The sequence below is a fragment of the Arsenicibacter rosenii genome (genome assembly GCF_001870735.1).
Classification (GTDB): Bacteria; Bacteroidota; Bacteroidia; order Cytophagales; family Spirosomataceae; genus Arsenicibacter; species Arsenicibacter rosenii.
In genome coordinates, this window is record NZ_MORL01000002.1 from 621,586 (window position 1) to 636,359 (window position 14,774).

The 14,774-nt window shown below is 52.8% G+C and carries 11 protein-coding genes; 10 read left to right on the forward strand and 1 reads right to left on the reverse strand.

Annotation, left to right across the window (positions count from 1 at the left end):
* Positions 1–88: 88 nt before the first annotated feature.
* A complete protein-coding gene (locus tag BLX24_RS06500; RefSeq protein ID WP_071502257.1) occupies positions 89–1,357 on the reverse strand; it encodes a nucleotide sugar dehydrogenase in 1,269 nt (422 codons plus the stop codon).
* 204 nt (positions 1,358–1,561) lie between these two features.
* Here BLX24_RS06500 and nuoK point away from each other — a divergent pair, with 204 nt between their 5' ends.
* The 10 genes from nuoK to BLX24_RS06550 all read left to right on the forward strand — a co-directional run bounded on the left by nuoK (position 1,562) and on the right by BLX24_RS06550 (position 14,583).
* Complete coding sequence (nuoK, locus tag BLX24_RS06505; RefSeq protein ID WP_071502258.1) at positions 1,562–1,906, forward strand: NADH-quinone oxidoreductase subunit NuoK; 345 nt, start codon at positions 1,562–1,564, stop codon at positions 1,904–1,906.
* A gap of 90 nt (positions 1,907–1,996) precedes the next feature.
* Positions 1,997–3,898, forward strand: coding sequence for an NADH-quinone oxidoreductase subunit L (gene nuoL, locus BLX24_RS06510; RefSeq protein WP_071502259.1), 1,902 nt, complete (start codon positions 1,997–1,999; stop codon positions 3,896–3,898).
* A 67-nt stretch (positions 3,899–3,965) separates the two neighbouring features.
* Positions 3,966–5,429, forward strand: coding sequence for a complex I subunit 4 family protein (locus tag BLX24_RS06515; RefSeq protein ID WP_071502260.1), 1,464 nt, complete (start codon positions 3,966–3,968; stop codon positions 5,427–5,429).
* A gap of 11 nt (positions 5,430–5,440) precedes the next feature.
* Positions 5,441–6,832 (forward strand): NADH-quinone oxidoreductase subunit N, encoded by a 1,392-nt coding sequence (locus tag BLX24_RS06520; RefSeq protein WP_071502261.1) that lies wholly within the window; start codon positions 5,441–5,443, stop codon positions 6,830–6,832.
* Positions 6,833–6,966: 134 nt separating this feature from the next.
* The gene (locus tag BLX24_RS06525; RefSeq protein WP_310590770.1) at positions 6,967–7,443 is read left to right on the forward strand and encodes a GtrA family protein; all 477 of its coding nucleotides are present in this window, start codon (positions 6,967–6,969) and stop codon (positions 7,441–7,443) included.
* A 162-nt stretch (positions 7,444–7,605) separates the two neighbouring features.
* Entirely contained in the window at positions 7,606–7,803 is a 198-nt protein-coding gene (locus tag BLX24_RS06530) for a hypothetical protein (RefSeq protein ID WP_071502263.1), read from the forward strand.
* A gap of 81 nt (positions 7,804–7,884) precedes the next feature.
* Positions 7,885–8,511 carry a sprT domain-containing protein gene (locus BLX24_RS06535; protein WP_071502264.1) on the forward strand — a complete coding sequence of 209 codons (627 nt, stop codon included), beginning with the start codon at positions 7,885–7,887 and terminating at the stop codon, positions 8,509–8,511.
* A complete protein-coding gene (porU, locus tag BLX24_RS06540; protein ID WP_071502265.1) occupies positions 8,486–11,884 on the forward strand; it encodes a type IX secretion system sortase PorU in 3,399 nt (1,132 codons plus the stop codon). The genes BLX24_RS06535 and porU overlap by 26 nt, the downstream gene beginning before the upstream one ends.
* 109 nt (positions 11,885–11,993) lie before the next feature.
* The gene (gene porV, locus BLX24_RS06545) at positions 11,994–13,214 is read left to right on the forward strand and encodes a type IX secretion system outer membrane channel protein PorV (protein WP_071502266.1); all 1,221 of its coding nucleotides are present in this window, start codon (positions 11,994–11,996) and stop codon (positions 13,212–13,214) included.
* Positions 13,215–13,305: 91 nt separating this feature from the next.
* Positions 13,306–14,583: a M16 family metallopeptidase gene (locus tag BLX24_RS06550; protein ID WP_071502267.1), complete on the forward strand. Its 1,278-nt coding sequence runs from the start codon at positions 13,306–13,308 to the stop codon at positions 14,581–14,583.
* Positions 14,584–14,774 lie beyond the last annotated feature (191 nt).

Consider the following 14,774-nt stretch of genomic DNA (forward strand, 5'->3'; position numbering starts at 1 on the left):
TGGCAGGGTTGTTCTGAGAGGCAGGATAGCCCTGCCACCATGTTTGTTTTGGGTGGTTCCCCTGATGCGGGTATGCTGAGACTGGTCATCACAGCCGTCCGTGAATTACCTCCGGCGGCAGCACACCTTTCACGTCATACACCAAATGACCTAGTTGCGGTAGCCTGGCCGAAAACTCAGGGCTCAGGAAGGGCTGGTGAGCAACGGCCAGCACCACGACATCATACATCATGTCTGTTGGCAAATCGGGGAGCAGGGTAATGGCATAGGTGCGTGCGACATCATCGGGGTGGGCAAGGGGGTCGTATACGTCGGTTTGAACACCGAACTCCTCTAGCTCCTTCACCACGTCGGGCACGCGCGAATTGCGGATGTCGGCCCAGTTTTCCTTGAAGGTAATGCCGAGCACCAGCGCCCGTGCCTGGTGCAGCGGCCGGTTGTGCCGGATCAGGAGTTTGACGATCTTATTGGCCACGACCACACCCATGTTGTCGTTGATGCGGCGGCCGGCCAGGATTACTTCCGGATGGTAGCCCAGCGACTCGGCTTTGTAGGTCAGGTAATATGGATCGACGCCGATGCAGTGACCACCCACCAGACCCGGCCGGAAGGGCAGAAAATTCCACTTGGTGTTGGCTGCTTCCAGGACGGTATGGGTGTCGAGGCCCATCCGGTCAAAAATCAGCGCCAGTTCGTTGACGAAGGCAATGTTGATGTCGCGCTGGCAGTTTTCGATGACCTTGGCTGCTTCGGCCACCCGGATTGAGGGCGCACGGTAGGTGCCTGCCGTGATCACCGATGCGTAGAGTTGATCCACTTTTTCGGCAATGGCCGGGGTAGAGCCAGACGTAACCTTGCGGATAGTGGTCAGGGTATGGTGTTTATCGCCCGGATTAATACGCTCAGGCGAATACCCGCAAAAGAAATCAATATTGAACTGAAGCCCCGAAATAGCTTCCAGGACCGGTACGCAGTCTTCTTCTGTACATCCCGGATAAACCGTTGATTCATAGATGACAAGGTCTCCTTTTTTTAGAGCCCGTGCCACGGTTCGGGTGGCCGTCAGGATCGGGCGCAGGTCGGGCTGCCGGTGGCTGTCGATCGGAGAGGGGACCGTCACGATGAAGATGGTGCAGGCTGTCAGGTCGCCGGGATCACTGGTAAATGATAAGCCGTGGCTGGCGGTGAGTTCTTCGTCCGTAAAATCACCGTTCTGGTCCTGCTGCTGCTGCAGGGCGGCGATGCGGACAGGGTCGATATCGAACCCCAGTACACGGTAATAATGCCCGAACGCAACCGCTAGCGGCAGGCCTACATAGCCGAGGCCGAGAATGGCAATCTGAGGAGCATGCTGCATCTGGTAATCCGGAAATGAGTCCGCCGCCTTTCAGAAAAAAGCACGGACAGGCGTCGAAAATGCAAAGGTAAAGCCAATCTGAACAAGCATAATCCGGAATAAATTCCGAATGTTGATGAATAAGGCCGCTGACAAACTGCAAATCCGTTTGAGTAAGCCCAATTTATCTATAACTTTGCCGCATCTTTTATCAACCGGCTTAATATGCAGCCCACGCAGCAAGTATCAATACCGGAACTTATTCAGCAAGTACCGCTCAACTATTATCTGATTGTTAGCACAGCGCTATTTGTCATCGGAATCATCGGCGTACTGACCCGGCGTAACGCCATTATTATCTTCATGTCGATTGAGCTTATGCTCAATGCCGTCAATCTGCTGTTAATTGCCTTCTCATCGTATCGATCCGATTCGGCGGGGCAAGTGTTCGTATTTTTCATCATGGCTGTGGCCGCTGCCGAAGTTGCGGTCGGGTTGGCCATCATTGTGATGATCTATCGGAATATCCGCTCGATTGATGTCGGATTGCTGAATAAACTCAAATGGTAAAACTGGTTTAGGGGCCTTCCCGGGCAAGGGTCGCTGGCCGATCTGTGCCGGGAGAATGTTCCGCAAACGTCAAACGTTGAATTCAAGTACATGCAGACAGACCTACTCTGTAGTTTAATTCCGCTGTTCCCACTCATTGGTTTTGCCATCAACGGCCTGGGCTTCCGCAAGGTACCCGCAAGCCTGGTGGGACCCATCAGCTCGGCAGCCGCGCTCGCTTCATTCGCCGTATCGCTGATGCTTTTCAGCGGATTTAGCGGCCAACCTGTTAAAGCCACCCTATTCGACTGGATCAGTGTCGGTAGTTTACACATCAACTTCTCGTTTCAGATCGATCAGCTTTCGCTGCTGATGCTGCTGATTGTGACGGGTGTGGGTTCACTGATTCATATTTATTCCATTGGCTACATGAAGCACGATGAAGGCTTCGGCAAGTTCATGGCGTTCCTGAACCTGTTCCTATTCTTCATGTTGCTGCTGGTGACGGGCTCCAACTACGTCATCATGTTCATTGGCTGGGAAGGGGTAGGGTTATGTTCGTACCTGCTCATTGGCTTCTGGAACAAAAACGTCAACTATAACAACGCTGCCCGCAAAGCCTTCGTCATGAACCGTATCGGTGACCTTGGTTTTCTGCTGGGCATCTTTTTGTTAATCACCACGTTCGGTTCGGTTGAGTATACCGATATTTTCGAACAGGCGACCCGTTTCGCGGTGGGTGACAAAATGATTCTGGCCATTACCCTGCTGCTGTTTGTGGGGGCGATGGGGAAATCGGCGCAGATTCCGCTCTATACCTGGCTGCCCGATGCGATGGCCGGTCCGACTCCGGTGTCGGCCCTGATCCACGCGGCAACAATGGTGACGGCGGGGATCTACATGATCGTCCGTTCGAACGTATTGTATACCTTGTCGCCGGTAACGCTTGAGGTAATCGGCGTCATTGCCATTGCCACGGCCATCCTGGCGGCGTCGATCGGTCTGTTGCAGAACGATATCAAGAAAGTGCTGGCTTACTCAACGGTTTCGCAGCTGGGTTATATGTTCCTTGGCCTGAGTGTAGCGGCTTACTCATCGGGTATGTTCCATGTGATTACGCATGCCTTCTTCAAAGCCCTGTTGTTCCTCGGTGCCGGTAGTGTGATCCACGCCATGTCCGACGAACAGGATATCCGCAACATGGGTGGCCTGCGCAAACACCTGCCCCTTACGTTTATCACCTTCCTGCTGGGTACGATTGCTATTGCCGGTATTCCGCCGTTCGCCGGTTTCTTCTCGAAAGACGAAATTCTGGCGCATGTATTCCTGCACAATAAAGCCCTGTGGGGACTGGGTCTGGTTGGTTCAGCTATGACCTCATTCTACATGTTCCGGTTATTGTTCCTGACGTTCTTCGGTGAGTTCCGCGGGACGGAAGCGCAGCGCCACCACCTTCACGAGTCACCGGCAACAATGACCCTGCCGCTGATTGTGCTGGCCGTATTGTCAGTTGCCGGCGGTTTGCTGAACCTGCCGGGCGGTGGCTGGCTGAGCCATTTTATGGAGCCCCTGTTTGCCGGTTCGGCACAGGTGAGCCCGGAGGCATTCGGCCACGAAATTGATCACAGTACCGAGTATATGCTGATGGGTATTTCAACGGCGGTAGCCATTGGATCGGCCATTGCTGCCTATGTGGTTTACATCAGCCGCCATGCGGTTCCGGCACCGGAGTCAGCCGAACGGTCAGGCATCGCGAAACTGGTCTACAACAAGTATTTTGTTGACGAACTGTACGAAATCGCCATTGTTCGTCCGATCCGTGCGCTGGGCGATGCCCTGTATAACTTCGGTGAATTTATCATCGACGGGATTGTAAACGGAGTCGCCTGGATCGTTCGGGCTGCTTCGGCTCAGCTGCGCCTGCTGCAGTCGGGTTCAATCGGGTTCTATGTATTTGCGATGGTCTTCAGCATTGCTGTCATCGTGATTGTTCGGTTCTTTGTTCGGTTCTAAAAGGAGGTTATGGCCGGTACTCCTGCGTGATGGGAGCTGGCGGTCATAGAGAGGAAACTTAACCTATATGCTTACGCTTTCACTTATACTACTACCGGTTGTAGCGGCCACGTTGCTACTGCTGATCAAGAGCCCGGCGGTCAAAACGCTTGCCCTGGGAGCAGCCCTGGTTGAGCTGGCATTAGCAGCCTATGCCTTTGCTACGTTCAAGGCCGACGCGCAGATGCAGTTTGAATTTGATTACCCTTGGATCGCCGGTGCCGGTATCCGCTTCAGCGGCGGTATCGATGGTATCAGCGTGTTGCTGGTGCTGCTGACAGGCTTGCTGACACCTTTAATTACCCTATCGGCGTTCGGCCGGGAGTATGACCGTCCGTCGACGTTTTATTCGCTGATCCTGTACATGCAGGCCGCATTGATGGGCGTATTTACGGCCCGTGACGCATTCCTGTTCTACCTGTTTTTCGAAGCAGCCCTGATCCCGGTGTACTTCCTGGCAGCGATGTGGGGCGGCGAAAAGCGGATTGCCGTTACCTTCAAGTTCTTTATTTATACCATCTTCGGTAGTTTGTTCATGCTGGTGGCACTGGTGTATCTGTATTACCAGACCGGCGTACCGGGTAAGCCGGGCGTTCACTCGTCGGCCATTGTAGACTTCTACAACCTCAACCTGACACCGGCAGCGCAAGGCTGGGTGTTCTGGGCATTCTTTATTGCGTTTGCCATTAAAATGCCGGTGTTTCCGTTCCATACCTGGCAGCCCGATACATACGTAGAGTCGCCGACACCGGCAACGATGCTGCTGTCGGGTATCATGCTGAAAATGGGGGTTTACGGCCTGATCCGTTTCCTGCTGCCGATTGTACCGGCAGGACTGGAGACATGGGGTTTACTGGCCACCACCTTATCCGTTACCGGTATTGTCTACGGCTCAATCATCGCCATCCGCCAGCGCGACATGAAACGCCTGATTGCCTATTCTTCATTTGCCCACGTTGGCCTGATGGCGGCGGGGGTATTCTCGCAGACGGCAAACGGGTTGCAGGGAGCGCTGATCCAGATGCTGGCACACGGCATCAACGTAGTGGGTCTTTTCTTTGTTGCCGAAATCATCTTCGGCCGTACCAACAGCCGGTTCCTCGATCAGCTGGGTGGAATTACGCGTACAACACCTAAACTGACCGTTTACTTCATGATTCTGCTGCTTGGCTCGGTGGCCCTGCCATTGACCAACGGTTTTGTGGGTGAGTTTCTGTTACTAAACGGCGTTTTTGCCTATAACAACTGGTTAGGTGCTGTGGCAGGCTTAACCATCATTCTGGGTGCTGTTTACATGCTGCGGATGTTCCAGAAGTCAATGTTCGGACCAACATCGGCGCGTACGGAAACATTTGACGATTTAAGCGGTGCCGAAAGCTGGGTACTGTTACCGCTGGCCGTAATGGTTTTCTGGATCGGGATCTATCCGAACTCGTTCCTGAAAGTGACAGAACCTGCTGTACTGAATTTGTTGCAATACGTTGTAAAATAACGACTAAAGAAATGCTACCCATTATCTTATTATCGGTTTTCGGAATTGTCCTGCTCTTCATGGGGTTTCTGAAGTCCAAAGTATTGTTACTGCCAGCAACCCTGGTGTTTATTCTGGCTGCGCTGGCTACCACGTTTATGGACTGGGGGAAAACATACCTCTACTTCCAGAACATGCTGCTGACCAACAACCTCGCCATCCTGTTTACCACGATTGTGTTGTTGTCGGCGTTCATGGTAGTCGCCTTGTCGAATAGTTTTATTGAAGATGAACAGGCCCAGCCTGCCGAATACTACGCTCTCCTGCTGTTTTCGCTGGTGGGGGCGATTATGATGATCAGCTTCGAAAACCTGATCATGCTGTTCGTCGGCGTTGAGATTCTGTCGGTCGCCATGTACGTACTGGCCGGTAGCGACAAACACAGCCCGCGTTCAAACGAAGCCGCGCTGAAGTACTTCCTGATGGGGGCATTTGCAACCGGTATCATGCTGTTCGGAATAGCGTTGCTGTATGGTGCAACCGGTACGTTTGTCGTCTCGGGCATTAAATCCTACGTATATACGAATGCCTACGGCGTATCACTGCTGCTCTACATGGGAATAATCCTGCTGCTGATCGGTATGCTGTTCAAAGTGTCGGCCGCTCCGTTTCACTTCTGGACACCGGATGTCTACGACGGAACGCCGGGCCTCTTTACGGCATTCATGTCAACGGTAGTAAAAACGGCTGGCTTTGCGGCCTTATTCCGGGTGCTGTCGGTGTCCTTTGTCGGCGTTTACTCGTTCTGGTGGGGCACGCTGGCGGCACTGACCTGTCTGACGCTGCTGATCGGTAACGTAACGGCTGTTTATCAGACCAGCTTCAAGCGCATGATGGCGTATTCGAGCATTTCGCACGCCGGTTACCTCTTAATCGGCCTGACGGCGCTTGGAACACAGACAAAGCAGGCGCTGGTGTTCTATTCCCTGGCTTACTCCCTGGCTACTATTTCCGCTTTCGGTGTGTTACTGGTCGTTTCCCGCCAGCGTCAGGATACAAATGGAGTCAATGAAAACTTCGATGCGTTTAATGGCCTGGCCCGTCAGAATCCGCTGCTTGGGTTTGTCATGGCCGTATCCATGCTGTCACTGGCCGGTATCCCGCTGACGGCCGGGTTCTGGGGAAAATTCATGATCTTCACCACCGCTGCCGATAAGGGTATTTACTGGATACTGGTGTTTGCCGTGCTGATGTCGACCGTTGGTATTTATTACTACTTCCGGGTAATCATCGCCATGTATTTCCGCGAAGGTGCTGCTGAGCCGGTCAAAGTCGCACCGTTTTACCGGTATGTACTGATTGCGGCAACTATTCTTACCCTGGTGTTAGGTTTGGCACCTGGTTTGCTGGAAGGTTTAGTATAAGTAAGAATGTCGTAAAACATTCTTCTACAGAAAAGAATAGATTCACCCGGGGTCAGGTTCTGGTACGACAACTGCTTGTCTGACAGCCTGACCCCGGGTTCGTTTAACCAGATTGAAAGTTACTGGCCGTGAACGTGAGTAGTGTACCGACAACGAAACGAAAGGGATACAAGGATTTTATCGCCTATTTCTTTACCGCCATCCTGGGCGCTCTGATCAACTTTTTCAGCCAGATCGGCTATCGCGAACTGATCGGGCTGAACTTTACCACCAGCGTGTTTCTGGGCTACGTAACGGCCATGGTCCTGACCTTTGCACCCACCAAAAACTTTGCCTTCGACGCGAAAAAGACCGACAATGCCGGACGGGAGTTTATCAAATATGTCGGGATTGCGTTGGTCGCGCTGGCCGTACAGGTGTATTCATCAGACATCACCCTGAAACAGATCGCCAACCCGTTTTTTCCGGAAACTTCTGCTTTTTTCCGCGAGAAGGTATCGCACGTGATCGGCATGGGGTTAAGCTTTCTCGCCAACTTTTTCGGGCATCGTTTACTGACCTTCAGAAGTACCGGTATGTATGACCGGATTAAACCGAAAAGATCAAAGTGAAAATTAGACTTTTCTTATATCTGAAAAGCCTGGTCTTTCTGTAGGAAATAGAACTATATAAGGGTTTAGCTCCAAATCACAAAAAATATAGGTATAAATTATTGTATTTTTCTGGAGAAGCATATATTTGCGGCTGGAACCATAAATTACCACTAAAAGAGCATGAAAAAAGTTATCGCTTTATTGTTCGTAGGTACAATGATTACCTTCGCTGCTTGCCAGAGCAAACCAAAAACTGAAGAAGCTGCTGTTGATTCAACTGCAACAATGACAACTGACTCAGCTGCTGTTGATTCTGCTGCCACTGATTCAGCTGCTACTGATTCAGCTGCTGTTGCTCCTGCAGACTCAGCGAAGTAATTTACCGCGGACAACCGCGCTCTCTACTTCAGGAAAAAGCTCTATATTTATAGAGCTTTTTCTGTTTTTAAACGTGTGTACATGGATGTATTAGCAAAGTATTTGCCGGCAGCATCGGTATCCTACTGTCTGAACCTGTGGCAACACTATGCTTTTCAACTCAAAATCGCCCGGACCCGCAAAACCAAGCTCGGCGATTTCAGAGCCCCCGGCCGGGGGCAGCTGCAAATTTCGGTCAATGCCGATTTGAACCCTTTCGCTTTTCTGATTACCTATATTCATGAAGTCGCCCACGCTGATGTGTATGTCTCGCATACGCCCCGACAGCTGCGCACCATGAAGCCCCACGGCCCCGCCTGGCAGCAGGCCTTTCAGCGGCTTATGCAGCCTGTACTGACCGAAGAGGTGTTTCCGGATGCTATTCTCGAACCTTTACGGGTATACATGCAGGCACCGGCCGCAACCAGCCAGGCCAGCCCTGCGCTTGTACACGCACTCCGGCAGGCCGATCCGGTACGCCATAATGAATTGAAACCCAACGACCGGTTGCTGGCCCTGCGCGACCTGGCAGAAGGAGAATTGTTTCAATTCAGAGAAAAGACCTACCAGCGGGGCACGCTACGCCGTACCCGTGTCGTTTGTAAAGAAATAAGTTCATCAAAATCTTACGCAATCCTGGCTCATGCCCTGGTGGAAAAATGTGAATAGGTGGGGGCTGTTAACTGGTTTGCTGCTCCTGTGGAGTGGCTTGATGCAGGCACAGACTGTACTTAAATCCGGTGACTGGATCAAGATCGGGGTAACAACCACGGGTGTCTACCGGCTGACCACTGATATGCTTACCAAAGCCAGTCCGGCATTGGCCACAGCCGACCCCAGGCGGTTGCGGTTGTATGGAAACGGCGGAGCCGTATTGCCTCAGGCCAATGCCGCCAAACGCGCTGTTGATCTGACCGAAAATGCCATCGTGGTGACGGGCGAGGAGGATGGTAAACTGGACGCCGGTGATGCCATTCTGTTTTTCGGACAAGGCCCGCACGTGATCCGCTTTGATTCGACGGCCAGCCGGTTAACGCACCAGATTAACCCCTACAGTGATACCACCTTTTACTTCCTGACCGTCGGTGACGCGGCCGGGCTGCGCATACAGACAAAGCCGTCGGCACCGCTGAGCGGCACGGTCATTGCGGCCTTTGATGATTATCAGTTCCACGAGCAGGAACTGACCAGTATTGCCAAAACGGGCCGTGAATGGCTGGGTGAGTACCTCGGCGTCAATACAACTCTATCGCTGTCGTTTAGTGTGCCGGGGCTTGTGCCATCAACGCCGCTCCTGATTACGTCGTCGGTGGTAGCTAACGCCATCGTGCCGACGTCGTTTACCTGGCAGATAAACGGACAACAGATTGGCCGCCAATCCGTCAATGCGTTGTCTGGTTACAAGTATGATTACCAGGGACTGGAAAACCGGCAGACCTTTACCACAAGTACTAGCCTGACAACCGGATCTTTACCCTTTGTACTGACCTTCGACAAAAACGGGCAGACGGGCTCACAGGGCTATCTGAACTTCGTGGCGGTGCAATACCGACGCGATCTGCGCTGGTATGATCAACCGGTGATTGCCCGGCTGCCGGCGGGCCGCTACAGCAGTAAACAGGCCACCGCTGCCGCTAAACTCTGGGATATAAGCGATCCGCTGAAACCGGCCGCTCAGGCCGTTACCATGACCGGTGGAGAAGCGACATGGGCGGCCGCTACGGGCGGCACTTATTTGCTGTTTACCGAAAGCCAGGCTATTGCGCCGGTCAGTCTTAAACCCATTCTGAATCAGCAGGTACGCGGTCAGGCAACACCCGATTTGCTGATCATCACAGCCCCTGGCTGGAAGACCGAAGCCGACCGGCTGGCTGCATTCCGGCGTAGCAACAGCGGTATGGATGTACTGGTGCTGACCACGCAGCAGGTCTTCAATGAATTTGGCTCCGGTCAGGCCGATCCGACCGCGATCCGGGACGCCGTCCGGTACTTTTACCGGCAACAAACCGGTAAACTGAAATTCCTGCTGCTAGTCGGCAATGCTACCTATGATTATCGTAATATCATGGGCATGCAGACTGCCGTGCAGCAGTGGAATACGGTGCCGGTGTACGAAAGCCGCGAGTCGTTTCATCCGGTAGACGGCTTTTCGTCGGATGACTATTTCGGGTTTATGAAGGAAACCGACGGCGAATGGGCAGAAACCGAAGCAGGGGATCAGTTGCTGGATATTGGTGTGGGCCGGTTGCCGGTCCGCTCGCTGGACGATGCCCGAATGGTGGTTGATAAACTGATCCGGTACGATTCCGATAAAACGCTGGCCGGTGAATGGCAGAGCCGCTTAACGCTGGTGGCCGACGACGGGGACTTGAATATTCACCAGTCAGATGCGGACTTGTTTGCCCGTTACATTGAGACACAGACACCGGCCTACCGCCCCGAGCGCTTGCTGCTCGATGCGTTTCCGCAGGAGGTAACCGCCTCCGGGCAGAAGGCTCCGCTGATGAATAAGGCCATTGACGAGGCTGTCTCCGACGGGCGGCTGATCATCAACTATACCGGTCACGGCGGCGAGTCGGGCTGGGCTGAGGAACAGATTCTGACCTTACAGGATATTTTCAGCTGGCGAAACCGCCGGTTGCCGCTTTTTGTGACCGGTACCTGCGAATTCGGCCGCTACGACGACCCGAACGTGCGCTCGGGGGCCGAGCTGGCGCTGACCAGCCGCCTCGGCGGTGCCATTGCGCTGCTGACCACTACCCGGCCTGTGGCGGCAAACACTAACTTCCTGCTGAACCAGGCGTTCTATCAGTCGGTTTTTGCACCCGTAAACGGGCAGATGCCACGGTTGGGCGATGTCCTGCGCCTGACTAAGAATAAAAGCCTCAGCGGAAGCCGTAACCGTAATTTCAGCCTGCTGGGCGACCCGTCGATGCGGCTGGCCTATCCGAAAGCGCAGGTAGCCGTGACGAAAATCAACAGCCGGAGCGTGACAGCAGGGAAGGCCGATACGCTGCGTGCCCTGCAAACGGTGTCGGTGGAAGGACAGATCCAGGATCCGCAGTCGGGTAGCCTGCTGACTGATTTCTCGGGTATTCTGAAAATGTCGGTTTATGACAAGGCCGTAAGTCAGACAACCAAAGGAACGGAAAGTTCGCCGATGACCTACAAGGTGTTCAACAGCCTGATCTATGCCGGTCAGGTGACGGTGAAACAGGGACGGTTTGCTATACAGTTTACCGTTCCGAAAGACATTGATTACCAGTTCGGCCCCGGTCGGTTGGTGGCGTATGCGATCCGGTCGGACAGTCTGATGGATGCCGCCGGTAGTTTATCACAGCTAATTATTGGCGGCAGCACCACGGTCGAAACAACCGACCGGCAGCCCCCAACCGTGCAGCTGGCCCTGGAGAATGCCGTGTTGACCGAAACGCCGGTGCGGGTAGCCGGTCCGGATGTGACCCTGCGTGCGCAACTGGCCGATAATGTGGGCATTAATCTGGCCCGTACAGGTTTAGGTCATGAACTGACTGCCCGGCTGAACGATACCACACAGGTGATTCTGAACGATTATTATGTGGCAACAACCAGCGATGGAACCACGGGAGAGGTAAAGTACACGTTCCGCAATCTACCGGCCGGTACCTATTCGCTGCGGGTAAAAGCCTGGGATGTCAACAATAATTCGGGAGAGGGCACGTTGACGTTTAGGGTATCGGATAAGCCCGGTCTGGCCGTTACAAGCCTGATGGCCTATCCGAATCCGGTTGTTCAGCAGGCTACCATTCAGATGAAGCACAACCGCCCGGGCGATGCCCTTGACTGGACGGTACAGATACTGGATGTCAGTGGCCGGCTGCTTACAGCGCAAACCGGCGGCTGTACAGATTGTTCCGCTACCGTATCGGTAACCGAATGGGCAGGGCAGGCCGCCAACGGGGTATTGTTACCCAACGGCCTGTATATTTACCGGCTGCAGGTTCGTTCTGTCGGTGATGGGACAGAGGCAAAAGGGGCGGGCAGAGTCTTTTTGAGCCGCTGAATGCCGTCAGAGACCCGGAATACTTTTTTATTACCAACGAATCGTCGTAATTTTGAGCGTTCAGTATAAAGCGGCACGCTGAGCTACTGACCTTTACAAACATCTATCTATGAAGCGCAGCTTTTCCCGCATTACTGGAGCTATCGGCTTTCTGTCTTTTTGTTCACTACTACACACTTCGTCGTTTGCCCAGACGGGTACGGGTACTTCAAGTACTTCTTATACACCCAGTGGTCAATCGTTAAATACAGTAACTACAGCGGTTCCGTTTCTGAACTTTACGCCGGATGCCCGTAGCGGTGGTTTGGGAGATGCGGGCGGTGCCTTGCGGGATGCCGATGCGAACGCTATTTTCTGGAATCCGTCGAAGCTGGTCTTTGCGGAAAAAAGCGCCGGTGCGGCGATTTCGTATACCCCATGGTTGCGTGACCTGATCGGGGATATGTACTATACCTACATCACCGGCTATAAAAAAGTGGGTAAGAACCAGGTACTGGGTGCGTCGCTGATGTACTTTGATCTGGGTACAATTGAGTTTACGACCAGCCAGGGCCTATCGTCCGGAACGTTCAACTCACGGGAATATGCCTTTACGGCGTCATACTCGCGGCAGTTGTCGAAAAACTTTGCAATGGGGGTAAACCTGCGCTACCTGAACTCCAACCTGGCCGGTGCCTATAACCTGAACGGTACACAGATTAAGCCGGGTGGTACGGCGGCAGCTGATATCAGCGCCTATTACCAGACCGAAGTCCGTGACGATGTTACGGGAAAAGGGCTTGGCTGGACATTCGGCGGGATGATCTCCAACATCGGCGGTAAAATCAGCTACGGTAGTCCTGAGAAATATTTTATCCCGACGAACCTGCGCTTAGGCGGTTCCGTAACCTACTACTCTGACTTGTTCAACAAGTTTAACTTTGTGCTGGACCTGAATAAACTGATGGTGCCAACGCCACCGGTAGATCCTAATCAGTCACCAATTGCGTCAATATTTAAGTCGTTTGCGGATGCACCGGGCGGCTTCAGCGAAGAACTGAAAGAAATTAACGTGGCAACCGGTGTCGAATACTGGTACAATAACCAGTTTGCAGTGCGGGTTGGTTACCACGGCGAATCGAAGCTAAAGGGCGGACGGAACTACTTTACGGCCGGTATCGGTCTGCGTTTGCAGCAGCGCTACGGCATTGACTTCTCGTATGTTATGCCAACCGGTAATAACAGCCCTCTTGCCAATACATTCCGTATCTCCCTGCTGATTGACCTGACGAAGAGCGCCCGGGCAGCCGCAGAAGATGACGCTGACGAAGCTGACGACACAAACAACTAGTTCGTTTTATTGTTTTATTTGTCCGGAAAATGGCATTTCATTCAGGAATGCCATTTTTTGTATCACTCATTTCCGTACCTGAAGAGTTATTATGGTTTTAGATCGTACCCAGGCCCCCGAGTTTCAGGCCGTAAGCGAGATTCGGTTACCCGCCTATGAAACCTTTACGCTTGACAATAATGTACCTGTTTATCTGATTTCGGTGATGCAGCAACCGGTGGTCCGGCTGGAGATTATTCTGGATGCCGGTTCATGGTACGAGCAGACCCCATCGGCTGCCTTTTTCACCATTAAAATGCTGACGGAAGGGACGAAAACACGTACCTCGGCCGAAATCAGCGAATACCTCGACAGCTTCGGCGCGTTTGTCGAGCTGAACAGCGGACCCGACCGTGCGAGTATTGTCGTTTATTGCCTGACCAAATACCTGGGGCCGGTTCTGTCGCTGATGCGGGAAGTGCTTACCACGCCGGTTTTCCCCGAAAAAGAACTCGAAGACCTCCGGAATATTACGTTGCAGAACCTGCGGGTGAGCTTCGAAAAGAATGCCTATATTGCCGGGGTACGGATGCGCGAAAAGCTGTTTGGGAGTAAACACCCGTATGGCCGGATGCAGCAACCGGCGGCGGTAGAAGCCATTACGCGCGCGGATGTGGTCAGTTTTTACGAAAACGTAATCCGGGACCGTCCGTTCCGTGTACTGCTGGCCGGTCATGCAACAGCACTTGACGTGGAGCTGGTCAACAGGGAACTCGGGCAGATACCGACATCGGTACCGGTTTCTGTGCGGCAGGATTTTATACCGGCACCGGATACCACCCCTCTGACGGTCGATAAGGCCGCGAGTGTGCAGTCTTCCGTGCGGTTAGGACGGGTATTGTTTACGCGTGAGCATCCCGATTTTGTGAAGATGCTGGTGACCAACGAAGTGTTTGGCGGGTATTTCGGCTCGCGGCTGATGAAAAACATCCGTGAAGACAAAGGCTTTACCTACGGCATATCGTCGAGCCTGATTTCATTCCGTCACGAAGGGTTCTTTACGCTCGGCACCGACGTAAAAAAGGAAAACACCCGGCAGACGCTTGACGAAATCGCGAAAGAAGTACGGATACTACAGACCGAACCGGTATCAGAAAGCGAGCTGGAGACGGTAAAGAACTTCATGGCCGGTGAATTTGTCGGGTCGCTGAATACGCCGTTTGAGATTGCCGACCGCTACAAGGTTATTTTGCTGGACGGAATGCCCGACGATTTCCTGAACACCTATATTCCGAGGCTACGGGCCGTGACACCGGAAGAAATCATGCAGATGGCCAGTCAGTATCTGGATATCAATCGCCTGACAGAAATAGTTGTGGGGGGGAAATGAAATTAATCTAGCTGGAATAGTGTTTAAGTAGTGTTAGTTAGCTGTTAACAAATGAAGAAATTCCTAAAATATAGCTAACTTTAACTGCCATTCGTATACCAATTCACTATCTTGCAGGGCAAAATCGCCTCGATTCATGAGGTTTGCCAAACTCAGACAAGCTAAATATAGATTGTTTCACAGTTTTAAAC

Excerpts from the sequence above, each read along its gene's own strand:
- porU (WP_071502265.1), top strand. The coding sequence starts at position 8,486 with ATGCCCTGGTGGAAAAATGTGAATAGGTGGGGGCTGTTAACTGGTTTG.
- BLX24_RS06515 (WP_071502260.1), top strand. The coding sequence starts at position 3,966 with ATGCTTACGCTTTCACTTATACTACTACCGGTTGTAGCGGCCACGTTG.
- BLX24_RS06520 (WP_071502261.1), top strand. The coding sequence starts at position 5,441 with ATGCTACCCATTATCTTATTATCGGTTTTCGGAATTGTCCTGCTCTTC.
- nuoK (WP_071502258.1), top strand. The coding sequence starts at position 1,562 with ATGCAGCCCACGCAGCAAGTATCAATACCGGAACTTATTCAGCAAGTA.
- BLX24_RS06535 (WP_071502264.1), top strand. The coding sequence starts at position 7,885 with ATGGATGTATTAGCAAAGTATTTGCCGGCAGCATCGGTATCCTACTGT.
- BLX24_RS06500 (WP_071502257.1), bottom strand. The coding sequence starts at position 1,357 with ATGCAGCATGCTCCTCAGATTGCCATTCTCGGCCTCGGCTATGTAGGC.
- BLX24_RS06530 (WP_071502263.1), top strand. The coding sequence starts at position 7,606 with ATGAAAAAAGTTATCGCTTTATTGTTCGTAGGTACAATGATTACCTTC.
- porV (WP_071502266.1), top strand. The coding sequence starts at position 11,994 with ATGAAGCGCAGCTTTTCCCGCATTACTGGAGCTATCGGCTTTCTGTCT.
- nuoL (WP_071502259.1), top strand. The coding sequence starts at position 1,997 with ATGCAGACAGACCTACTCTGTAGTTTAATTCCGCTGTTCCCACTCATT.
- BLX24_RS06550 (WP_071502267.1), top strand. The coding sequence starts at position 13,306 with ATGGTTTTAGATCGTACCCAGGCCCCCGAGTTTCAGGCCGTAAGCGAG.